This is a genomic window from Microcoleus vaginatus HSN003, from assembly GCF_022701255.1.
GTDB lineage: Bacteria > Cyanobacteriota > Cyanobacteriia > Cyanobacteriales > Microcoleaceae > Microcoleus > Microcoleus vaginatus_B.
Genome location: NZ_CP031705.1, coordinates 1,295,540 through 1,318,767 on the forward strand (window position 1 = coordinate 1,295,540; position 23,228 = coordinate 1,318,767).

Genomic DNA, 23,228 nt, shown 5'->3' on the forward strand with positions numbered 1-23,228 from the left:
TCATTGTTAATTTTTAACTTTTAACTTTTAGCTTTTCAGTTTTAAAGGAAAGGATTCATATCATCAACTTCTGGTTCGGGAACCTTCTGTTTTTGTTTTGACGGTGGATTTGACGGTGGACTTGACTGTGGATTTGACTGTCGTTTTGACTGTCGTTCCGGCTTTGGTTCCGGCTTTGGTTCCGGCTTTGGTTCCGGCTTTGGTTCCGGCTTTGATGCCGCCTTTGATTCCGGCTTTGGTTCCGGCTTTGGTTCCGGCTTTGGTTCCGGCGGAGCTTGGGGCGCCACCAGCAGCTCTTCTTCCAGCACAATACTGTCGTCGTCCGCTTTAACCTCTTCTGGTTCTGATGATTCTACTTCTGACATCATCTCGCTTTCACCAACAGATCCTGACGGGGCTACCCCGCTGCGGGCTTGGTCGTAGACTGCTGTCCCCAGCGAGTATAGCAGTTGCTTGAAAGATTCGATTGCGGGCGTGAGTTCCTCGACTGTGATGTCGGGGTTAGTCATCGCTGCCCGCAAGGCTGCTGCGGCTGTTTCCGCTTCGGCCTTGAGGTCGTCGCTCAGCAGTTGCGCGTTGGTTTTTAAAGTTACACCACAATTATAGACGAGGGAGTCAGCTTGATTTTTGAGTTCGACGAGTAGAGCGCGCTTGATGTCTTCGTCGGCGTAAAGTTCGGCTTCTTGTCGCATCCGCTCGACTTCGGTTTCGCTCAATCCCCCTGTATTGGAAATTTGGATGCTTTGTTCTTTTCCGGTTCCCTTGTCTTCAGCAGCCACTTTGAGAATGCCATTGGCATCGATTTCAAAGGTAACTTCGATTTGAGGTACGCCACGGGGGGCTGGGGGAATGCCTTTGAGCAGGAACTTGCCGAGACTTTTATTGTCTTTAACCAATGCCCGCTCGCCTTGGAGCACGTGAATTTCTACCGAGGTTTGCCCGTCTGCCGCCGTGCTGTACATTTGCGATCGGCTGGTGGGAATAGTTGTATTGCGCTCGATTACTTTGGTGAACACCCCGCCCAAGGTTTCGAGTCCCAGTGAGAGCGGCGTCACATCGAGCAGCAGCAAGTCTTTGACTTCACCACCCAACACCCCGGCTTGAATTGCCGCGCCTACCGCTACAGCTTCGTCGGGATTGACGGATTTATCAGGAGAAACGCCCCCAAAATACTTGCTAATTGCCTTTTGAACTGCCGGAATCCGGGTTGAGCCTCCCACTAAAATAATTCTGTCTATGTCTTTGGGGGTCAAACTTGCGTCTTTGAGGGCTTGAGTCACCGGATCGATCGTCGCTTGCACCAAATGAGCCACCAGTTTTTCAAACTGAGCTTTGGATAGTTCCATTTCCAAATGCTTGGGCCCTTTCTCGTCAGAAGAGATGAAGGGCAGATTGATTGAGGTGGATTCCCGGTTGGAGAGTTCGATTTTCGCTTTTTCCGCCGCTTCTCGGAGGCGCTGCAAGGCCATTTTGTCTTGTGAGAGGTCACTGCCTTCTTGAGTCCGGAAAGCTTCTACCAGCCACTGGACTATGCAGTCGTCAAAGTCATCTCCTCCGAGATGGTTGTTACCGGAGGTAGCGTTGACTTCAAAAATTCCGTCTCCCAGTTGCAGGATAGAAACGTCGAAAGTACCGCCACCCAGGTCAAAGACCAAGATTTTCTGTTCTATATTTTGCTTGTCCAGCCCGTAGGAAAGGGCTGCAGCCGTCGGTTCGTTGACGATCCGCAGGACTTCTAGGCCCGCGATCGTACCAGCGTCTTTAGTAGCTTGCCGCTGGGCGTCTGTGAAGTAGGCTGGCACTGTAATCACGGCTTGGGTAACAGTTTGTCCCAAATAAGCTTCAGCATCTTGCTTGAGCTTTTGGAGTACCATTGCCGAGATTTCCTGGGGAGTGTGAACCTTGTTCCGAATTTGGACGTTAACGGTGTCGTCTTTGCCTTTTATGCAGGTATAGGGAGTTCGGGATCGTTCTTCTTCCGTGTCGTCCCACCGCCGTCCGATAAATCGTTTGATGCTGTAGACAGTATTTACAGCATTAGTTACAGCTTGCCGCTTGGCTAGTTGACCTACTAAGCGATCGCCCGCCTTGCCAAATCCTACTATACTCGGAGTTGTGCGCCCGCCCTCGGAATTGGCGATCACGACGGGTTTACCGCCCTCTAACACAGCTACGCAACTGTTAGTCGTGCCTAAGTCAATTCCAATAATTTTTCCCATAGCGCCTCATAAAACTTTGTGGGATGTTTGGAAATCTCCAACTACAGGTTGGGAGATGAAAAACGACTCAGCTTGTTTAAACAAGCATTCCCAGACTAGATTTGTAGGAAATAAACTTGATGTCCTAAAGCAATATCAAAGACTGGTAAAAACATTTTTCAGAATTTTTGGATCAAGCGCTGACCTGCTTTTAGTCATCTTTAATTAATTTGGTGAGTCTGCCACCTTGGAACCCCCGAATTCTATTCGGGGGTCAGTGACTTTGAGGAATGCAGTAGCTTGTATCCCGATTAACCTTCTGAACTATCGGGATTTTCATCTGAGGCTACCACAGATAGCCCAGCCGCTGCAACTTTCACTTTGGCGTGCCGCAAGACGCGCTCGCCCAGAATGTAGCCGCGTTCTAGTTCTTGGATAATTGTTCCTTCCTCGTGTTCGTCCGTTGGCTCACTCAGCAGAGCTTCGTGGAGGTTGGGGTCAAACTGTTCGCCTTCGGGGCGCATCGGAGAAACCCCGATTTGCTTGAGGCCGTCTACCATTTGCTTGTAAACGCTTTGGTAGCTTTTGTGAATGTTCATTTCGCCATCGGTTTGCGGCTTGATGTGCGATCGAGCGCGCTCGAAATTGTCAATTACCGGCAACAGGGGTTTGATCGTGAGACACCTTGCCTGTAAATCTAGCTCTTCTTTTTCCTTTTGGGTACGCCTGCGGAAGTTTTCAAAATCTGCTGCTAAGCGGAGATTTTGATTTTTCAGTTCTTCTAGTTGAGCGGATGCGGCTTGCAACTGAGTTTTTAAAGCCTCTTTTTCCTCGGTTACCTGCGCCAGTTCCTTCTTCCAAGGCTCCGCCGCGTCTGCAGTCGGACTGTTGGTTGAACTGCCGGTGACGGTAGGCCCCGATGCGTTTGCTGGGGTGCGATCGCCCTGAGCACTTTGATAAGCTCGAGCAAGTTCGAGCTCCCAATCCGCCGATCCGTTCGAGTTTCCTGATGCCGCCGGATTTTCGCTTCCCATTGGCGAACCCTCTGAGGTGGTTTCCCCAGTTGAGCTAGGATCTTGATCTTGCTGTTTTTCCTCGTCAATCATAAAAGCTGCGCGACAGAACCCTATCAATTCTAGCAGATGCAGTTAACGCGGTAAATCTAGAGGACTCGAATTTACTGTGTATGGCACAATGTGAAAAGAGGAAATGTTGCCTGCTCTGGATACATTGCTCAAAGCTTTCCATAAAATATTCAAAGAGCCGCTGAGATATTTAGGTATAATATTGCCGCAATGGGGGCAACCCAACGTTTGTTGGTTCCTCATTTTTAATTAACGCGATCGCCTTGACAACACTTTTTCTAAGTTTATTTTTCTATTAAGTCTACTACAAAAAAATTCCCACTTAGGAGGCTGGATATTTCTAGGTTTGCTTAAAACGATAGGGGCTTAATTTTATCATCGGTCAGGCTGTTTTAGTCGCAAGCTGACGCTGGCTTTTTTTACCCTTTGGTGAGTTTCCCAAGTGGGGAGAAAGAGGAATTTGTATTGATTGACTAAGTAGTGATATGTGTGCTTGTGTAACTCAAGCACTAGGTTTTTAATCTTGATGCAAATTGGGGCTGTGGTTTGGCTGATTCGATAACGCCGAAGTTGCTTGAAGTCTCGAATTTTTGCCCGTTACAATGATAGAAATTAGTGGGTATCGCGGAGGTGCTCATCTGTAGATTAGATTGAGATCTAATTTGCTTCTTTCAAACCTTTCTGAACCATTAAGCTTAGGTGACAAAGGTTCAGACACCAAAGTATAATCAAAGTAATATTTACTGATCGAAAACTAGAGTTGCTCAAAATTTGCCGTGGGGACTGATGCAGCCGACGACCGGGCGGTGACCGATCGCAGATAATTAATCAAAATATATTTCAAAAGGGCGATCGAAGCTTTCGTAAAAGCTATCATCACAGAACAGAGTTCATCTTTAATTGAGTAGAGCTAACCGCGCCACCACGGGCGCTGTAATTTGACCAAACAATTTGGGAAAATATAACAGCGTGGGAAGGCCACCCACCCTGCCCCGCTTTTATCTCCCGGTACGGGGAATCCCCAAATGATGTGCCCTGACGCTATAACGAGAGTATAACGAGAGTATCCCGCGAGTTAATCAGGTAAGTAAGCAACTTAGCACTCAACGAACAAGATTTGATGGCAAGAATCGGCAAACCCCTCCAACGTCTCGTCAATTTGTGGACGAAGCTTAGAGGTGACTGCGAGTTTACACTTGAGAGATAGGGATTGAGCAACAACATGATAGCTGATCCATAAGCAAAGAATACGGGGGTTAAAACCCCGCGTTGGTTTTCCTCTCAGCACTCTTTGTGACTGAGTTTCCCACCTATTGAGTGTTTTTTATGACTAGCACATCCCCGCTTCGCTCCACATCCATAGTTTCTGTGAGCCAATTTCCTCCGGCTCTCACCAAGATGATTCTGTCGGGTTACGTCAACGGCGAGCAAGTGAAGCAAGCTCAAATTGAAAGCCAGAAGTCGGGCAAGCGTTTGACGGAGGTATTAGAAGCACTTACCGGGCAGCCGTTACCCCCAGAATTGCTGCGACTTTACAAGAAGCAGCAGATGTTTGAACGGAAGATAGTCTACGGGGTTGAAGCATTTGACCCGGAGATGAGCGAAATGTCTAACGAGCAACTCGGAGTTATGCTCGACGCATTGAAGATTTCGATCGACATTTGTCACCAAGGTCGGTTTTTACCCGTAGCGAAGACTGAAACTGAGCCGGCGGCCGTTTTAGTAGCCATGGTAGATCCCGACAACCTCAATGCCATAGAAGATTTGCGGCGGATTTTACAGCCTCACGGCTTGGCTTTGCAGCGACGGGTGATTACGCCAGACGACTATCAGGACATAACTTCTGCCTATCAAGAGGACCAAGTTAAGGTAGCAGCCAAAATGGCAGCAGCCGAAAAGCAGAGAAAGATGGATTTAGGGGAGGGAGATTTTGGCGAACTCTCGCTAGAAGAGGAGAGTGCCGACCAAGAAGACCTAGCTAACACCTTGGACGATGCTGAGGCCGCTCCGGTAATTAAGGCGGTCAATATCATTTTGGCTAAAGCTCTGTCGGAAAAGGTGTCTGACATCCACGTAGAACCTCAAGAAGAGTTCATGCGGATTCGGATGCGGAAAGACGGGGTGCTGCAAGAGTATTTCCGGTTTCCCAAGCAGGTAGTCGCATCGATTACCGCTCGTTTCAAGATTATTGCCAACCTGGATATTGCCGAACGCCGACAAGCTCAAGACGGCCGCATCCGCCGGGTATTTGAGGGACGCACGGTCGATTTCCGGGTGAACAGCTTACCTTCGCGGTACGGCGAAAAAATCGTGCTGCGGATTTTGGACAGTTCCAGCACTCAGTTGGGCTTGGGTTTGTTAATCTCCGACCAGGAAACTCTGGCTTTAGTCCGAGAGAGTGCTAGCCGTCCGTTCGGACTGATTTTGGTGACGGGGCCGACGGGTTCGGGCAAGTCAACTACTCTCTACTCGATTCTGGCGGAACGGAACGATCCGGGGGTTAATATCAGTACGGCGGAAGACCCGATCGAATATGCTTTGCCAGGAATTACCCAATGTCAAGTAATTCGGGAAAAAGACTTGACTTTTTCCAACATTCTGCGGGCATTTTTGCGACAAGACCCTGACGTGATGCTGGTGGGGGAAACGCGGGACAAGGAAACGGCAAAAACGGCTTTGGAAGCTGCTTTGACGGGACACTTGGTGCTGACTACGCTGCACACGAACGACGCGGCCGGGGCGGTCGCGCGTTTGGCCGAAATGGGCGTAGAACCGTTCATGGTTTCGGCCGCTCTGTTGGGTGTGTTGGCTCAGCGTCTGATGCGGCGCGTTTGCGACAAATGCTGCATTCCTTACCAGCCTACTGCCGCAGAACTCGGCAAGTACGGTCTGTCGGCTTCTCAAGAAATTGATCTAACTGTTTACAAAGCCAACACTGTACCGGTGGAGGAAAGGAAGGAACTGGCAGAACGCGAGCAACTTTGTACCAAGTGCGGCGGCCTAGGCTACAAAGGACGGGTAGGGGTTTACGAGTTCCTGAAAAATACTGAGCGGCTTCAAACTCTGATCACTCAAGGCGCTCCTACAGAGCAAATTAAGGAAGCAGCAGTAGAAGAAGGGATGAAAACGTTGTTGGCTTACAGCTTGCAGTTAGTGCGGGAAGGCGCGACTACTTTTGAAGAAGTCGAGCGGGTGACGTTTACTGACTCGGGCCTGGAGGCTGAACTGAAAGCCAAACGCAAGCAGGGACTTACCTGCAAAAGTTGTCGGGCGGAATTGAAGCCGGAGATGCTGGATTGTCCGTACTGCTTGACACCACGCTTTTTGGATTGATTCAGCAGTTAACTGTTGACTGTTAACTGAGCTAGATTGGTCAATAACTATCAATTTGATCGAGGAGAGGTATCTATGGGTCTGATGATTGAAGACGTACTGGAGTCCCTGGTAGAGCAAGGGGGTTCGGACATACACATCCAAGCGGGCGCGCCTATATTCTTCCGAGTCAGCGGTAAACTAACTCCTCAGACGCAATACGGCGACATTCTGTCTGCTGAGGAAGTGCAAATCCTAATTTTCCAAATGCTCAACAATATGCAGCGCAAGCAGTTGGAAATGGAGTGGGAACTCGACTGCGCTTATGGTGTTCGGGGATTGGCTCGGTTCCGCGTTAATGTCTACCGGGAGCGGGGTGCTTGGGCTGCTTGTATGCGGGCTCTGGCTTCTAAGATTCCTAACGCAGATGCTTTAGGCGTGCCGCAGATTTTGCGGGATCTGACGGAAAGACCAAGGGGTATGCTGTTGGTGACGGGACAAACAGGTTCCGGGAAAACTACTACGATGGCGGCTTTGTTGGATCTGGTCAACCGGACGCGGGCGGAACACATTCTAACAGTTGAAGATCCGATCGAATACGTGTTTCCTAATATCAAGAGTTTGTTTCACCAGCGCCAAAAGGGCGAAGATACTAAGAGCTTTGCTAATGCGCTGAGAGCAGCTTTGCGCGAAGATCCTGATGTGATTCTGGTGGGGGAAATGCGGGACTTGGAAACGATCGGTCTGGCAATTTCGGCTGCAGAAACGGGTCACATGGTGATGGGAACGCTGCACACTAATTCGGCGGCTGCAACGATCGATCGGATTTTGGACGTGTTCCCGCCAATTCAACAACCCCAAGTTCGCGCCCAAGTGTCTAACTCTTTGGTGGGAATTTGCAGCCAAAATTTGGTAGTGAAAGTTGGGGGCGGCCGCTGCTGCGCTATGGAAATCATGGTAAATACTCCAGCTATGGCTAACTTGATCCGGGAGGGCAAAACTCCGATGATTTACTCCCAAATCCAAATGGGGGCGAAATTGGGCATGAGGACGATGGAAATGGCTCTCGCTGAACTTTACAAGAGCGGTAAAGTCACTTGGGAAGCGGCAATGAGCAAGGCTTCTAAGGCTGACGAACTCGAACGCTTGATCGGCCCAGCACCTGTTGGTGGCGCCAAGGTAGGAGCTCATTAATTCAGTCAGCAGTCATTAGTCCGGAGTCTGCCAACTGCATTAATGACTGATGATTGATGAGTCATAACATTTAATAAATTTTCAGAGGTGAGCTGTGGCTACCAACGTTATCCGCGAAAAACCGAAAGGTGGCTTTGATTTCAGTAAAGTTCAGGAGCAAATTGAGTATAGCCTTACCAGCCTTACTGTTAAGGATATGGCTATTTTTGCTCGTCAGTTTGCGGCTATGTTTAATGCAGGGGTGGCGATCGTTAGATGCCTTTCCGTGCTGCACGAGCAGTGTTCTAATGCTAAGCTGAAGCGAGCGCTCAGGAGCATGAATGCTGACGTGCAGGAGGGGATAAACTTGGCAGAGGCGATGGCTAAGTTTCCTGATGTTTTTGACCAACTGTTTATCAGTATGGTGGCAGCGGGAGAAGTCGGGGGGTGCTAGATGAAACTCTAGACCGTCTGGCGGTGATGATGGAAAAAAATCACAAGACGGAGGCTGAAATTAATTCGGCGATGTCTTATCCGAAAACTGTGTTCTTTATTGCGATCGTGATTTTTTTCGCAATGACCATATTCTTACTGCCAACTTTCGCTAAAATCTTTAAGGATATTGGTGCAGAGTTGCCGGCTTTTACATTGTTTATGTTGGCAATTAGTGCATTTTGTACGGCTTGGCCTCCCATCCAACAGATAACAGTTATTGGGGTAATTATAGCGCTAAAAATTGCCTTCGATATGTACTACAAAACTCCAATAGGTCACCTCCAAATTGATAGGATTGCCCTGAAGTTGCCGATTTTTGGAGATTTGATCGAAAAATCTGCTGTGGCTCGGTTTTGCGTGATATTTGGGTCACTGACGCGATCGGGCGTGCCGATTCTCAATTCTTTGGAAATTGTGCGAGATGTGGCTGGAAATCAAGCCATATCTAATGCGATCGAATATGCCAGACAGGAAATTCAAAGCGGCGGCATGATCAGTATTGCTTTGCAAGAACAAGCTGTTTTTCCGTCTTTGGCCATTCAAATGATGGCAATTGGCGAGGAGACAGGGGAACTTGACAAGATGCTGATGAAAGTGGGCGCTTTCTACGAAACGGAAGTGGAAGAAGCAGTAAAAGGACTTACGAGTATGCTAGAACCTCTGATGATTGTTGTCGTCGGTGGTATCGTAGGTTCGATTTTGCTGTCGATGTATCTGCCAATGTTCTCTGTGTTCGAGAAGCTGTAAAAAAGAGCTAATTAGTTATTAGTTATGAGTTAGTAGCAATCAACGCATGACCAATGACTATTTCAATCGTCCCCAGGCTCTGCCTGGGCCGACCTTTGGAGGAGGCACATCCTCGATTAAAAGGAGAAAACAATTTGGAGGCCGAGCCTCCAAATCTTCATTACCAGGGTCTTCCCATGGGTGACAACTTACGAAAACGTCACAAAAGTCAAGTAGGCTAGGTAGAGAGATTTAACTGCTGCCTAATCCTGGCTTTAAGCTCCAGGGTAAACGCCTCTTAATTTAAACCCAAAATATGCTACAGTTAAATCCGAATAAATTTCAATGTAGTGATTGTACTTTATGGGTGCTATCAATGGCAAAAGGTTTTACTCAAACTTTAAATCACCACCAAAACCAACAGATTCATTGCCTTTGGTGAATATATTAAATGCCAGTTTTTTAGAATATTTTGCCAATGTGAACGACCCCAGAAGAGAAAGAATAAAAAAAATACCCAGAGATATTACAGGGTAATCGCATATTAATTAAGGAATAATGGCGAGAGAAATTTTTCAAATATTTGACAGCATCATTCAAGCGCAGCTCGTAAATTAAGGAATAAAAATTGAGTGTGATACTGATAGCCAGCTAAGCACGCTCGCTGGGGTTCCACCTAGTTGATTTATCTCCATCACCTGCTCTTGCCTAGGGCGTATTTTCAAACTATAACCACAACAGAATGCAGGCGATCGTAATCATGGCTGTATAATTGGCAGCCAGCTTATCATATCGAATAGCGCTCCGACTCAATTGCTTGAGTCGGTTGATAGCACGTTCAACAGTGTTGCGTTGTCGGTAGATTTCACGGCTAAAAGGATCGCGACGTGGTTCATTTTACAGTCGTGGGGTGGTAATATCAATTCCGGTTACACTCCTTAGGATGGCGAGTGGGGAGTGATATCATGTCCGGTCGATCAACCATGATTAAACTTTTGCCTCCGGCCACCAATAGAAATGAGTCAAACCACTGATTAACTGTTTGAGATTTAACAGTTTTCGACACCGCTCAAATAAAACTGCTTCTAATTCATCTAAGTTTTTAAAACAGCGATTGGCTATCGGTTCATTTGTCAATGGCCACAGTCTTTCTGCAGGTTGCAGTTCAGGTGAATGTGAAGGCAGACAATATAAATGTATCCCCAAGGGGATTTTCACGCTTTCACTCAAATGCCATCCGGCTCCATCCACTACTAAAACCACTCTTTTTTTCGCTCCGACTTTCCAATGTCGGGCAAAATCTTTTAAAACTCGATCAAAAAGCTGGCTATTGACAAATGGCAGTATCCACCAGTATGTTTCTCCCGTACTCGGATGTACAAAACCGTATAGCCATAACCATTGAAACCGCCAGTTAACAACAGCAGTAGCATTACTAAACTCATCCACCCATTCTCGTCTTAGAATAGGTTTCAACCCGAGCCGATGTTCGTCCATTGACCATACTTCTACGTCGCTTTCTGGGTTCTCTTTCTTGATTTTCAAGACAAACCGACGCAGATTTTTTTTTCCATTCCTCTTGTTCGAGGATATCTGATTCCTGGTGTTCTGGACGAGGAACTCTCAATCGAAACTTCATGGACTTGAGATATTCCCAGCCTCGTTGACGACCGATCTTTTTACCCTTGAGTTCACTCATCCAGTCGGCCACTTTACGACCATTCCACAGCCCGCCATCGGGGGGTGGCTGCTGTAAGACTTGCCACAATTGAGCTTGTTCCACATCATTTAGCAGAGGGTCAGCATCGGTATTTTTGCAACGTTGATCTCCAAGGGATTCAGGTCCTAAATGGTTGTAGCCCCAGACTAATTCATAAATCCAACCACGACTATAACCTGTCACTGCCATCACTTCTGCGGTGGTTTTTCCAATGGCTAACAGCCAAATAATCTGGTAATGATGAGCCTGACTGGTTGTTTTAGCTTGACGGAAACGAGCTTGGAGCTTCGTCTGGACTCAGATGAGGTGCGATCGTAATTCGTTTTGGCATTCTTTATTTGATGGGGGTAGTGTTCCTTCTAATTATATCATGGTCAATCGACCGGACATGATATGATCCGTGATCCGTGGGGGAATATGGAATTATTGACCTTGACTTTATCATTCCCATCCAACCGGAAACGATATAAAACGGATACCTCGACGACGTAGATCACTAAGGATACGACGACGTGCGATTGATCGCCCTTGTCCGCTACGACTGTGTGAGGACTGATACGGGGACGACCTCGCGCAGAACGTTTGACGACCCCTTGTTCCATCAATTGTTCTAAAAAAATTGACTCGTTCGTTGACTAGGACTCAGCAGAAAAGTTATGAGTTCAGAACAACTTTACCCAAGCTTTTTTCCATCTGCCTGAGTGAGGGATACCTGCGGGGAGCCCATTCCCAGTTTAACTGCTTGTTGGTCGCCGATCCCCTCTCCACCGCTGGCCTGCCTCTGGCGGGTGCATTTTATGTCATTTGTCAAGTACAATTTATATCAAATTAGATGCGATTACCCTGCACTAATAACCAATAAATATGGTTCACTTTAACGTTGGTTTTCAACACTTTAACTCCTTCGCTGATATTACGCTATCCCTGGCGCAAACTTTAGACAAAATGGGAATTCCAATTTCTGTCGAACCTTCAACAATTGCTTCTCAGATCAGCGACAATTCCACAACAGAAGAAAACCACCTGCTAGAAAAGTGGATGAACACCGCACCATCAGACTTATTTCAGATAAAATGGTCTCATTACTGGAAACCTTGTTTTTTAAAAGAACTCAAGGGACATCTCAATTTAGAACTTTTTGCTATCAATTACGAATTCGCCAAAAACACTGATGATTATGATTACTGGATTTACGATGCTGTCAATAACTTATCCCACAAACTAGCCGTCAGCCAATATTCTAAAAACGTCTTAATCCAAGCTGGATGTCCGTCTGACAAAGTATCAGTCATGCCTCTAGGTTTCAATCCTTTAATCTCGCAACTTTATTTTTCCAGATCGCAAAAAAACCCAAAAGATGTAAAGTATATTCTCCACATGACCAATTCTTTTGATTTGTATAGATTTGGCACGGATATTGCCATTCAAGCTTTTTGGGAAGAGTTTAGAAATGATTCTAAGGTAGAGTTAGTAATCAAAGATGGCGGCAAACATCCAGATGTTATAGTGGAATATCTCGTAAATATCGAAAAACAATTCGGCAAGTTCAAGTCAAGAATTCGGATAATGCCTAAATTTTGTAATAAAGCAGAACTAGCTGATTTATACTTGTCAGCCGATGCTTTTTTAGCTCCGTTTCGCGGCGAGGGTTTTGCGATTAAAATTTTGGATGCCTTTGCAGCAGGTTTGCCGGTCGCTATGACTATGTACGGCGGCCCGACTGAGTACGCCAATGCTGATAACTGCTATCCCATTGCTTACGATCTAATTCCCGTCGGAAAGTGTTACGATACTCAGAATCTAAACCTCAGAAATGATCCTCATTGGGCAGAACCCAATGTTCAGTCTGTTCGCGAACAGTTGCGAAAAATTGTGGAAGATCCGATGCGTTTTCAGGTAGCTCAAAAAGCTAGAGAGACGGCGAATTTATTTAATTGGGAAGCTGCCGCTCAAAAATTGCTAAGATTAATGCGAGAATTGTTTTAGGAGCGTAAATTATGGGACTCGAACGCAAAATGTTTAGGGGAATGTTTTCACCGGGGGAAGTGGTACGATTGAAACAGCCTTGTTTTACTCCCGGGCGATTGTTTGAGCCAGGAAAATATAACGCTGATGAGTTGCCGGATATCGCTTTTGATATGGGTTTGGTAGACCATTTGCCACCAGTCAAAGGCAATAGTTCCGAAAATCTCAATACCCAGAACCCGCCAGCTCAAAACCTTGAGGACTAAACTCCCGTTTGCAGTAAGGACTTCAGTCCTAAAAATCCCCGTTTGTAGTAAGGACTTTAGTGCTGAAAATTAAAATAAATAATCAAAGACTCAAGTCCTGACTGCAAAAAAGATAAAGCCAATTTAACCATTTTGCTCTATCTGGGCAATTAACTCTTTCAAAACTTGACTAGCTTTATCGTTCTCAATCTGACAAGTTCCGGCATTCTGGTGCCCACCGCCGCCATATCTTAACATTAACTCCCCAATATTAGTTTTAGAAGTTTTGTTAAAGATTGACTTGCCAACTGCGAAAACAGTATTTTGTTGTTTCAGTCCCCACAGTACGTGAATCGATATATTGCACTCAGGGAACAAAGCATAAATTACAAAACGATTGCCGGCATAAATCACCTCTTCGTTACGCAAATCCAAAACAACTAAATTATTATAAACTTGGGCGCATCGCTGTATTTGCTCTTTAAATTTTTCTTCTTGCTCGAAGTAGAGGTCTACTCTTTCTTTTACATCAGGAAGCTGCAAAATTTCATCGATGGTATGATTTTTGCAGTAATCGATTAACTGCATCATTAACTGATAATTGGAAACCGTAAATTCTTTAAACCTTCCTAAGCCGGTTCGGGCGTCCATTATGAAGTTTAATAGCACCCATTCTTGCGGATGCAGAACCTCTTCTTTGGCAAATTGAGCGGAATCTGATTTGTCAACTGCCGCCATCATCGCCTCCGAAATATCAGGAAACTTTGCTTTGCCTCCATAATATTTGTACAGTACCCTAGCTGCAGAAGCTGCATAGGGATCGATGATGTGGTTGATTTTGATTTTCTCGTGTCTGAGAGTTTCGCTGAAGTGGTGATCGAAAGCTAGATGAACTCCCTCAACATAGGGTAAATTGGTGCTAATATCGTTATTTGTTATTTCGATTTTCCCATCCTGCATATCTTTAGGATGCACGAATTTAATCTCGTCGATCATATCGAGTTCTTTGAGCAAAACGGCACAGACAAGACCGTCAAAATCGCTGCGGGTGACTAATCTGTATTTTTTAGTGAGTGGCATATGCTTATGTGATGCGGAGGAACTGATCACCAGCTAATATAACGTATTACCCGATCGCTTTCCAATATGAACGCAGACCCTTACGCTTGGATAGAGAAAGCCCTGGACACAGTTCGCCGTGCCGATTGGTATCGATCGCCACAATCGATCGATAGTTGCCCCGGGTCTGTGGTAAAGTTAGCAGGCCACAGGCTGATTAACTTTGCCAGCAACGATTATCTGGGACTTGCCGGCGATGACAGGTTAATTCAAGCTGCTATGGCTGCAACTAAGGAATTTGGTACGGGTGCGACGGGTTCGAGGTTGGTCAGCGGACACCGCAATTTGCACCGACAGCTAGAACAAGCTATTGCTAACTTAAAACAAACTGAAGATGCTTTAGTATTCAGTTCGGGATATTTGGCGAATCTAGGGGCGATCGCATCCGTTGTCGGCAAGCGCGATTTGATATTATCTGACAAGTACAACCATTCGAGCCTCAAAAATGGAGCCGCACTCAGCGGTGCCACTTCCCTAGAGTACAGTCACTGCAATCTTGAGGATTTAAAGGCAAAGCTAGAGCAAAATCGCGCCCGGTACCGCAAGTGTTTAATTATTACCGATAGTGTCTTTAGCATGGATGGGGACTTGTGTCCCCTACCACAGTTGTTGGCTGTGGCCGAAACCTTTAACTGCATGGTATTAGTAGATGAAGCTCACGCTACAGGAGTTTTCGGTGCTAGCGGTGCCGGTTGTGCAGAACATTTCGAGTGTACGGGAACACCGCTGATTCAAGTGGGAACACTCAGCAAAGCTTTGGGAAGTTTAGGTGGTTACGTTGCGGGCTCTGCTGCTTTAATTGATTTTCTGCGTAATCGAGCTGCGAGTTGGATTTATACTACAGCATTGACGCCTGCTGACACGGCGGCTGCTTTGGAAGCTGTGAGGATTGTACAGCAAGAACCAGAACGCCGAGTTCGGTTGCGACAAAATATCGAAACTTTCAAATATTGCGCGATTACCAATCACCAATTACCAATTAGCAATTCCATCTCCCCAATTTTCAGTCTTCCGTTAAAAGATGCAGCGGCAGCTTTAACAGTAGGCAGCAAACTCAAGGACCTGGGTATTTTTGCTCCGGCGATTCGGCCTCCGACTGTAAGCGTGAGTCGAATTCGGATTTCGCTGATGGCAACTCACGAGCTCGCACACCTTCAGCAGTTGGTAGAGGCGCTGAAGCAAGTTGTGAGTTTTGAGTAAATGTTGGGTACGTCATAAATACCTTACCCTTTGAGTAAATGTTGGGAGATGGGGAGAATTTCTACTTCTGCCTTCTGCCTTCTGCCGTCTGGAACTCTAGGCTTCTCCAGCTCTAGCTTTCGTCCTTTGGCAGCTCTAGCGTTCGGCATTTTTTTTTGATTGTCAAGATATCGCTATTGACTTATGGCCAATGTTATACAGGAGTTTGGTCGATCGGTCAATAACTGTAAATTTTTTGTAAATTTAGATACTTTTTGAAATTTAACGCTATATTAGAGAAGTAGCAGGTACACCAAATTTAATATAAGGAACGTCCACCATGAACACAAATCGTCAAAGCGTAAAAAAAGTAGCAGAAACCCACCGCGCTAACATTCACAAGCAACTGATGCACCGCATAGAAGTAGCGAGATCCAGTGGGAACCAAGATTTGGTTCGGGTGCTTGAAGAGGAAATGAGACAGCTTTAAAGAAGTTGCAACTAGAAGTTGCCCGTAGTTTGGTTTAGAGGGTTGTGCGAGAAATGCAGAATTCCGGCAACCGCTACCTGTTAAGTTTTGACTCCTCTCTTAGTTGGTAGGAAAAACCCCGGTTTCTTGAAGAAATCGGGGTTTTTTATTGAGAACGAAGAAGAAAGAAGGAAGAAAGAACACTCCTAAACGTACAAACTCTATTTGTAGGGTGCGCCTCGGCCCACAGAGCCTCTACGAATAGCCGATTGAAGCATTTTTTGCGTAAGTTCTGAAGTGAGAACGAAGAAGGAAGAGGAAAGAACAAGACTTAAGCTGCATTCCTTCTATTTTTACACTATCTGTAGTAGTAAGTTGCGCCGAGGCGCACCCTACTAATAACTACAGGACTAAAGCCCCTGACACATGGTGAGGCCGTTCTCACGCCCTCACCCATCACCTTAACCAGTCCGGATCACTGACAAGTTGACAGTCGCGACTAACGACAAAACTCAATAATAAGTGCACGAATAACGTACACTCATGTGTGTGCTATTGGTTGGAAAATTGAGCAATTTCCTAGGGAACTCAAGCAATTAACAGGGAGAGAATCTTGCCACTCCCGTCAAGCTAGAATTTAAACAAATCCTATTGCTTGTCATTAACTTGTGTGGCTTAGACTCTCAAAAGTTTAGCCGATAAAAATGGTAAAACAATAGATAAAATTAAACACGGGCTGCTATTAAGTTATTTAATTGAGCAACTAAAACTTCTTGTTCGATGTTTATTGTATAATTTTTTGGTGCTGGTACACCGATCTGTGACAGTTGCGTAAGTCCTGGTAATATTGAAGATCCATTGAGATAGATTTTCATGGTGGATTGGGAAAGGCAGCTTTGCCAAAATTTAAAACTAGCAAAAATGCTTAACAGAAATAAGTTAAAAGCTATAAAGCTGAACCTCAGGGTCGCGACAGCAAAATCCCCAAAATAATAGGTAAAATTGATGGCGACAGACATCCGACACCAGCCGGAAAACGGCTACCATTCAGAACCAACTCAGCCTTCCCCAACAGAAAATCTTAGTAGCCGATCGCTCATGCGCCTGCCGAGAACCCTGAGTCCCCTTGAAACTGGGGGCTTGGGGATGACAGGTCTGATCGCAGGCGTTGCCATTGCACCGGCAATGCACGCGGCTCTTGGGCCCAATGCCTTTATCGTGTGGCTGCCCGCCGTATTGATGGGGGTGATGCTTAACCTGCAAGTGAAACGCTTAGGGGAACACTGGCCAGAAATGTCAGGCGGAACGCCTAACTATATCACCAGGCTACTGAGCAACTATCCGCTTCTGGGCAGCTATGCCGCGATCGGCTACTTCTTCGGCTGGGCAGTATATCCGTCAGTAAACGCGATCATAATTACGACCCTAATCAAAGCTAACCTAGAACCCTTGGGCATTGCCTGTCCAGAAACGGTGCTAAGAATTGGATTCACAATAATCGCTTATATAGTGGCGTTTAGCGGCACCCGCGCCTTGGGAATACTGCACTCATTTTTCATTTTCCCGGCAGTGGGATTCCTACTGGTGTTTAGCATTCAAGGCGTCGGATGGTTAGCCTTCTCCCCAGATAGCCCCGGATTTTTCCCCACCAGTTGGCCAACTTTAACCTTTGTTGACTGGGCCAAATGGTCATTCTTAGCACTCTACATTACTTGCGGCTGTGAAACGGCTTCCTCGTTTGTCGCCGACAGCCGCCGTCCTACAGAAACTTTGCGGGTTCTGAACTTAGTCGCTTGGCTGATTCCACCCGTGTATCTGGGGAGTGCCTGGGTACTGATGCGCTTAGCAACCTCCTCAGGACTGGGCGAGGACTCGTTTAAGAACCTATTAGCTGCCGCCTCACCATTTTGGGGTCAGTCAGCTTCATTGATCGTCACACTCCTGCTGGCCTCAAGCTGCCTTCTTTCTTCCGCCACTGGCGTTTCCAACTCCCCCCGCATCTTGTACCAACTCGCTTTAGACGGACACCTTTCACCCGTCTTCGCTTTCATCTCCCGACGAGGCGTTCTGGAACCGGCCCTGGTATTTTGCCTTTTACTCAATTTGCTCGGTCTGCTTTGGGGAGATGTAACCAGGATCTCGGTGGTCGGTAGTGCTAGTTACCTGATAATGCTGATGGCATTTTATCTAGGACTGTGGCTGCGGCGAGGATCGCCAGAAGTGCGATGGCCTTGGTGGGGGGCAGGCTTATTCTTTTTAGTTGCAGTTGTTCTGGCGGTCGGAGGCTTGAACTGGAGTTGGGAAGACGTGACGATCGGCTTGCTGTTGCCTCTGGCTATTTTGGCAGTGGATGCGGTTATCCGTCGCCTTTCCTTTGCGCCCTTCCATCGAGCCTGGTGGATTCGGCATTACAGAACCCGGCGCAAGAGCCAGATCGTAGATTTTGTGGCGTTTCAGGTTATAGTTCTGATTTTGCTAGTATGTAGCGCCGTCAGTATTGGCTGGGTTTTTAGATCCCAATTAGATGCCAACTCTAGTGTTGGCTCTAATCTTTTGGTAGTGCTGATCTTGACAGTCACTTTTATCGGGGTGGCCATTGCCTGCTGGACGAGCTTACCCCAAGTCGTCTCGATGGACGAGGCACGAGAGGCCGCGGAACAACTTTTTGTAATTGCCATAGACGCGATTGTAGTGCTCGATGAAAATGGCATGATTCGTCAGGCTAACCCAGCATCTGAGCGTCTATTTGAGTTAAGCAGAGGTGAATTGAGCGGGAGTCACTTGAACAAATTACTCCCCGGATTGGCTTTTCAGCCAGAACGGTGGCCCATCCGCAGCGAACACACTCTTAACCTGCCCGTAGGCGTCCTCGCCGAGCCGCTTCGGCATCGCGACTCGCGCATCCTGGAAGTTGCCATCTCAAACCGATTCTCCCAAGAGGCTTCGCTATCCAATCAAGAGCTACAAGAATATGTCGCGATCGTGCGCGACATCACAGAGCGCAAACAAGCCCAAGAATCCCTACAAAAAGCTAATGAGGAACTAGAAATTAAAGTCAAGGAGCGTACATCTGAACTCAGCCATACTGTGGAACAATTGCAGAATGAAGTTGAAGAGCGCCAGCGGATAGAAGAAAATCTCAAGGCTATGCAAAATCAGATTATTGTTCAAGAAAAACTAGCTTCTCTGGGCAGTTTAACCGCAGGGATTGCCCACGAAATCAGAAACCCATTAAACTTTGTCAACAATTTCTCAGAACTTTCTGCTGAATTAACCGAAGAACTGTTTGAAAAAATTGAAAATCAAGCAGAACGTTTAGATCCTGAAACCAGTCAGGATATTGCCGAGATCTTAACCGACCTCACAGCTAATCTTAAAAAAATTAATCAACACGGTCAAAGAGCAGACAAAATCGTTGGCAATATGCTTTTGCATTCTCGCGGACAAAGCGGCCAGTGGGAACCTACAGATATAAATAGTTTATTGGCTGAATATATCAATCTAGCCTATCACGGGATGCGAGCCAAGGAAGCTGGTTTTAACATTACCATAGAAACCGAATACGACAATGATATTGGCGAAGTAAATGTGGTGCCACAAGACATCGGCAGGGTTTTTCTTAACATTATTAGCAATGCTTGTTATGCAGCCTATAAAAAGAAACAAGAAATGGGAGAAGTATTTTCACCGCTGCTTGACGTGAGAACTCGAAATCTTGGTGAGGCGATTGAAATCCGCATTCGCGATAATGGCTCAGGTATAAAACCAGAGGTACTCGATAAAATTTTCAATCCGTTTTTTACTACAAAGCCACCAGCCGAAGGTACTGGTCTAGGTCTTTCTATCAGCCAGGATGTTATAGTCCAGCAACATCGCGGAGAACTAAAAGTCGAAACAGAGGTAGGAGATTACACAGAGTTTATAATCATATTGCCCAAAAAAGTAGGCGAAATTAAGGAGTAAAAAAAATGAAAGTAATGGTGGTAGACGACGAGGAAGATATTCAGTCACTGTTCAAGCAGAAATTCAGGAAAGAAATCAAAGCAGGGCAAATTCAATTTCATTTTTGTCTGTCAGCAGAGGCAGCTTTGAACTACTTAGAAAACCAGGAAGAAGCGTCTATTGTCTTGATTTTATCAGATATTAATATGCCAGGAATGAATGGGTTGGAACTGCTCAGGATTCTCAAAGAAAAGTTTCCCGATTTAAAAGTTTTTATGATCACCGCTTATGGAGATGAGAAAAATTATCAAACAGCAATAGCTTACGGAGCTGATGACTATATTACTAAGCCGGTAAATTTTGATTCCCTCAAAATTAAAATAATCAACTTGCAGTAAATTCACAAGGAAACATATTTGCTAATTGCTAAGTGCTAAGTGAAAGCAGTCCCTCACTCGATTGAAAACTACTCGATTGCATTTTACTTCTGTCCTTCTAGAGCGCTAAATTTGTATTTTTTTATTGGAACTAAAAAATTAATATGTCAGCAAAAATACTGTTTGTGGATGATGAACCCGATTTAGAATCTCTAATTTCTCAGAAATTTAGAAAAAAGATCAGGGCGGAAGAATGGCAGCTTTTTTTTGCCCACAATGGCGTACAAGCGCTGGAAAAATTGAAAGAACACCCGGATCTAGATATAGTAGTGACCGACCTTAATATGCCTGAAATGGATGGTCTGACTTTACTCTCTAAAATTAATCAGATAAACGTCTCCCTCAAAACAATAGTTATATCAGCCTATAGCGACATGAAAAATATAAGAAATGCGATGAACTTCGGTGCCTTTGACTTTCTAACCAAGCCGATAGACTTTCAGGATCTAGAAATTACCCTCAACAAAACGCTGCGCGAGGTGCAACAGTTAAAAGAAAATCAGCGCTTGCGGGAGTCAGAAGCTCGCGCTAGAGAAGAAGCTCAGCATTTACAGAACTGTATGCAAGACCTAAAAAAGACCCAAGCTCAACTGATTCAGACCGCAAAAATGTCTTCTTTGGGTCAAGTGGTTGCGGGGATTGCCCATGAAATCAACAACCCCGTCAACTTTATCTACGGCAATATCAGCCACGTCAGTGATTATATTCAAGACCTACTGCACCTGCTGCATCTCTATCAGCAGTACACCCCTCCCAATTATGAGATTCAAGCTGAAATCGAAGCCATAGATTTGGAATTTATGATAGTAGATTTACCTCAAATTATGGTGTCGATGAAAGGGGGTGTTGACCGCATTCAGAAGATTATTTTGTCTTTGCGTAACTTCTCAAGACTGGATGAAGCTAACATAAAGTCGGTTGACATTCACGAGGGTATAAAAAGCAGCCTGCTGATTTTGCATAATCGATTTCAAGCAAGGGCAGCGCGTCCAGAGATTCAAGTGATCGAGGAGTACAGCAATCTGCCTTTAGTGGAATGCTATGCTGGAGAACTCAACCAGGTGTTTATCAACATCATTTCTAATGCGATTGATGCTTTGAATGAGTACAACAAACAACGGTCACTAGATGACATCCTCGCTGGCCCGCTCGCCATTACTATTCGCACTTTTCTGCTAGAGGACAAATCCCGTGTCGTCATTCAAATTCGGGACAATGGGCCGGGAATAACGGCAGACGTGAAAGACCGTATTTTTGAACCATTTTTTACTACTAAGCCTGTAGGTGAGGGTACTGGTTTGGGCCTCTATATAAGCTACCAAATTGTACTGGAGAAGCATGGGGGCGCATTGAAGTGTTTTTCAGAGGTGGGGCAGGGAACAGAGTTCTGGATTGAAATTCCAATCAGACCAACTAGGGGGAAACTCCACCTTAGCTAATCCATCGACTTTTCCCCAACTCAAAGCCTATTCCAGCCATCCGGTTTGCCATTGCAGAAATTAACTTTTTATTACTATTCCTGAAATAATCTATAATTGAATTTAAACTATATAAATATTACTCCGAATAAGTTAATCAATCAAGGGGGTAAAAAAAATGTTGCCTACGACCGAAAAAACTTGCAATATGTCAGGAAAAATATTATTTGTGGATGACGAGCCAGATTTAGAATCTTTAATTTGCCAGAAATTTAGAAAAAAGATCCGCACAGGAGAATACCAAGTTTTTTTTGCACACAATGGCGTAGAAGCACTTTCAACGTTGCGAGAGCAGCCGGATATAGATATTATCCTGACAGACATTAATATGCCCGTCATGGATGGTATGGCTTTGCTAGCGGAACTTAACGAGCTAGTTACTCTGGTCAAAACAGTAGTTATATCTGCCTATGGCGACTTGGGAAATATCAGAAAGGCAATGAATGGCGGGGCATTTGACTTTCTAATTAAGCCTATAAATTTTCAGGATTTAGAAATTACAATTAACAAAACTTTATGCCATGTGCAACAGCTAAAGGACAACGAGCGCTCCCGCAATGAAAGAGAGGAGAAATTGCGGCAATCGGAGGCGCGAGAGCGAGAAAAAGCCATCCAACTAGAACTGGCACTGCAAAATTTACAGCGCACCCAATCTCAGCTTATTCAGACTGAGAAAATGTCTAGCTTAGGACAACTAATTTCCGGTATTGCCCACGAAATCAATAATCCCGTTAACTTCATCTATGGTAACTTAACTTATGTCACGGATTACACTCATCAGCTATTGAGTTTAATCACGCTTTACCAGCAGCACGATGCCCATAAATACCCGGAAATCGAAGCTTTAATTGAGCAAATAGAGCTGGAATTTATCAAAGAGGATATGCCTAAAATGCTGTCTTCGATGAAATTGGGGGCAGAACGTATCCGTCAGATTGTGCTGACGTTGCGGAACTTTTCGCGCCTCGACGAAGCTGAGATGAAACCCGTTAATATTCATGAGGGAATCGACAGCTCTCTAGTAATTTTGCAGAGTCAGCTCAAGGCTAAGCCGAATTCTTCGTCTATTCAAGTTATTAAAGAATACGGAGATTTGCCACAAATAGAATGTTATGCCTGTCAGTTGAATCAGGTATTTATGAACCTCCTGAGCAATGGCATTTATGCCTTGAATCACTATGATAAAAAAGGCAGCCCGGAGCCAATTAAAATAGAGCCTAGGACGATTACGATTCGTACTTCTATGCTGAATCGCGATTGGGTAAGAATTAGTTTTAAAGATAATGGGCCAGGGATGACGAGCGATGTGGAAACACGGCTGTTTAATCCTTTCTTCACAACTAAACCTGTGGGTGATGGCACTGGCTTGGGATTATCGATCAGCTATCAGATTGTGGTGGAGAAGCACGGCGGAGATTTGAAGTGTTTTTCGCAGCCAGATCAAGGTGCAGAATTTGTGATTGAGATTCCGATTACGCAGAATAATCGGATAGAGATGAAGGCAACTTAAGGGGAATTAAAAAAAAATCCACAAAGTCTGGTAAAGTCTATAATCGCGATCGCACTTCCCCAATTTCTCTGTAATTTCTGAATTCTCCCAAACACCGAAGGACCTAGCTGAAGCCCTTGATAGTAGATTTTGAGTCGTTGGTCAACTTGTCAGTGTCCCGGACTGGTTAAGGTGA

At 45.5% G+C, this 23,228-nt stretch carries 18 protein-coding genes and 2 pseudogenes; 12 read left to right on the forward strand and 8 right to left on the reverse strand.

Annotation, left to right across the window (positions count from 1 at the left end):
• Window positions 1-41: 41 nt before the first annotated feature.
• The 3 genes from dnaK to D0A37_RS28905 all read right to left on the reverse strand — a co-directional run bounded on the left by dnaK (window position 42) and on the right by D0A37_RS28905 (window position 4,160).
• The gene (dnaK, locus tag D0A37_RS05440; RefSeq protein WP_242722042.1) at window positions 42-2,219 is read right to left on the reverse strand and encodes a molecular chaperone DnaK; all 2,178 of its coding nucleotides are present in this window, start codon (window positions 2,217-2,219) and stop codon (window positions 42-44) included.
• A gap of 290 nt (window positions 2,220-2,509) precedes the next feature.
• Window positions 2,510-3,304, reverse strand: a complete 795-nt coding sequence (gene grpE / locus D0A37_RS05445; RefSeq protein WP_242722044.1) for a nucleotide exchange factor GrpE — start codon at window positions 3,302-3,304, stop codon at window positions 2,510-2,512.
• Between the two features lie 733 nt (window positions 3,305-4,037).
• On the reverse strand, window positions 4,038-4,160 hold the full coding sequence (locus D0A37_RS28905; RefSeq protein WP_278187157.1) for a hypothetical protein: 123 nt from the start codon (window positions 4,158-4,160) through the stop codon (window positions 4,038-4,040).
• Window positions 4,161-4,609: 449 nt separating this feature from the next.
• On the opposite strand from D0A37_RS28905, the gene D0A37_RS05450 reads away from it, so the two are divergent.
• The 4 genes and pseudogenes from D0A37_RS05450 to D0A37_RS05465 all read left to right on the forward strand — a co-directional run bounded on the left by D0A37_RS05450 (window position 4,610) and on the right by D0A37_RS05465 (window position 9,010).
• The gene (locus D0A37_RS05450; RefSeq protein ID WP_242722046.1) at window positions 4,610-6,616 is read left to right on the forward strand and encodes a GspE/PulE family protein; all 2,007 of its coding nucleotides are present in this window, start codon (window positions 4,610-4,612) and stop codon (window positions 6,614-6,616) included.
• 75 nt (window positions 6,617-6,691) lie between these two features.
• Entirely contained in the window at window positions 6,692-7,789 is a 1,098-nt protein-coding gene (locus D0A37_RS05455) for a type IV pilus twitching motility protein PilT (protein WP_242722048.1), read from the forward strand.
• 226 nt (window positions 7,790-8,015) lie between these two features.
• A pseudogene (locus D0A37_RS05460) lies at window positions 8,016-8,305 on the forward strand (type II secretion system F family protein); the annotation flags it as partial.
• A 210-nt stretch (window positions 8,306-8,515) separates the two neighbouring features.
• Complete coding sequence (locus tag D0A37_RS05465) at window positions 8,516-9,010, forward strand: type II secretion system F family protein (protein WP_242725375.1); 495 nt, start codon at window positions 8,516-8,518, stop codon at window positions 9,008-9,010.
• A gap of 705 nt (window positions 9,011-9,715) precedes the next feature.
• On the opposite strand, the gene D0A37_RS29320 is transcribed toward D0A37_RS05465, so the two are convergent.
• Both D0A37_RS29320 and D0A37_RS05470 read right to left on the reverse strand, forming a co-directional pair.
• Window positions 9,716-9,802 carry a hypothetical protein gene (locus D0A37_RS29320; RefSeq protein ID WP_445242537.1) on the reverse strand — a complete coding sequence of 29 codons (87 nt, stop codon included), beginning with the start codon at window positions 9,800-9,802 and terminating at the stop codon, window positions 9,716-9,718.
• 174 nt (window positions 9,803-9,976) lie between these two features.
• Window positions 9,977-11,040 (reverse strand): annotated as a pseudogene (locus tag D0A37_RS05470) (IS630 family transposase).
• 533 nt (window positions 11,041-11,573) lie between these two features.
• Between D0A37_RS05470 and D0A37_RS05475 the strand changes: the two are divergent.
• Complete coding sequence (locus D0A37_RS05475; protein ID WP_242722051.1) at window positions 11,574-12,695, forward strand: glycosyltransferase family 4 protein; 1,122 nt, start codon at window positions 11,574-11,576, stop codon at window positions 12,693-12,695.
• 11 nt (window positions 12,696-12,706) lie between these two features.
• On the forward strand, window positions 12,707-12,940 hold the full coding sequence (locus D0A37_RS05480) for a hypothetical protein (protein WP_006635293.1): 234 nt from the start codon (window positions 12,707-12,709) through the stop codon (window positions 12,938-12,940).
• 123 nt (window positions 12,941-13,063) lie between these two features.
• On the opposite strand, the gene D0A37_RS05485 is transcribed toward D0A37_RS05480, so the two are convergent.
• Window positions 13,064-13,999, reverse strand: coding sequence for a DHH family phosphoesterase (locus D0A37_RS05485; protein ID WP_242722054.1), 936 nt, complete (start codon window positions 13,997-13,999; stop codon window positions 13,064-13,066).
• Between the two features lie 66 nt (window positions 14,000-14,065).
• On the opposite strand from D0A37_RS05485, the gene bioF reads away from it, so the two are divergent.
• On the forward strand, window positions 14,066-15,238 hold the full coding sequence (gene bioF, locus D0A37_RS05490) for an 8-amino-7-oxononanoate synthase (RefSeq protein WP_242722057.1): 1,173 nt from the start codon (window positions 14,066-14,068) through the stop codon (window positions 15,236-15,238).
• Window positions 15,239-15,261: 23 nt separating this feature from the next.
• Here bioF and D0A37_RS28910 read toward each other — a convergent pair whose 3' ends face one another.
• Window positions 15,262-15,387 carry a hypothetical protein gene (locus D0A37_RS28910; RefSeq protein ID WP_278187158.1) on the reverse strand — a complete coding sequence of 42 codons (126 nt, stop codon included), beginning with the start codon at window positions 15,385-15,387 and terminating at the stop codon, window positions 15,262-15,264.
• A gap of 170 nt (window positions 15,388-15,557) precedes the next feature.
• On the opposite strand from D0A37_RS28910, the gene pirA reads away from it, so the two are divergent.
• Entirely contained in the window at window positions 15,558-15,707 is a 150-nt protein-coding gene (gene pirA / locus D0A37_RS05495) for an arginine synthesis PII-interacting regulator PirA (RefSeq protein WP_242722060.1), read from the forward strand.
• Between the two features lie 704 nt (window positions 15,708-16,411).
• On the opposite strand, the gene D0A37_RS05500 is transcribed toward pirA, so the two are convergent.
• Entirely contained in the window at window positions 16,412-16,705 is a 294-nt protein-coding gene (locus D0A37_RS05500) for a hypothetical protein (RefSeq protein WP_242722063.1), read from the reverse strand.
• Here D0A37_RS05500 and D0A37_RS05505 point away from each other — a divergent pair.
• The 4 genes from D0A37_RS05505 (at window position 16,692) to D0A37_RS05520 (ending at window position 23,053) form a co-directional block, all read left to right on the forward strand.
• Window positions 16,692-19,649 carry an ATP-binding protein gene (locus D0A37_RS05505; RefSeq protein WP_242722066.1) on the forward strand — a complete coding sequence of 986 codons (2,958 nt, stop codon included), beginning with the start codon at window positions 16,692-16,694 and terminating at the stop codon, window positions 19,647-19,649. The two genes, D0A37_RS05500 and D0A37_RS05505, sit on opposite strands and share 14 nt — an antisense overlap.
• Window positions 19,650-19,654: 5 nt before the next feature.
• Entirely contained in the window at window positions 19,655-20,026 is a 372-nt protein-coding gene (locus D0A37_RS05510) for a response regulator (RefSeq protein WP_242722069.1), read from the forward strand.
• Window positions 20,027-20,169: 143 nt separating this feature from the next.
• Complete coding sequence (locus tag D0A37_RS05515; RefSeq protein ID WP_242722073.1) at window positions 20,170-21,504, forward strand: hybrid sensor histidine kinase/response regulator; 1,335 nt, start codon at window positions 20,170-20,172, stop codon at window positions 21,502-21,504.
• Between the two features lie 157 nt (window positions 21,505-21,661).
• The gene (locus D0A37_RS05520) at window positions 21,662-23,053 is read left to right on the forward strand and encodes a sensor histidine kinase (RefSeq protein ID WP_242722076.1); all 1,392 of its coding nucleotides are present in this window, start codon (window positions 21,662-21,664) and stop codon (window positions 23,051-23,053) included.
• The last annotated feature ends 175 nt before the right edge of the window (window positions 23,054-23,228 follow it).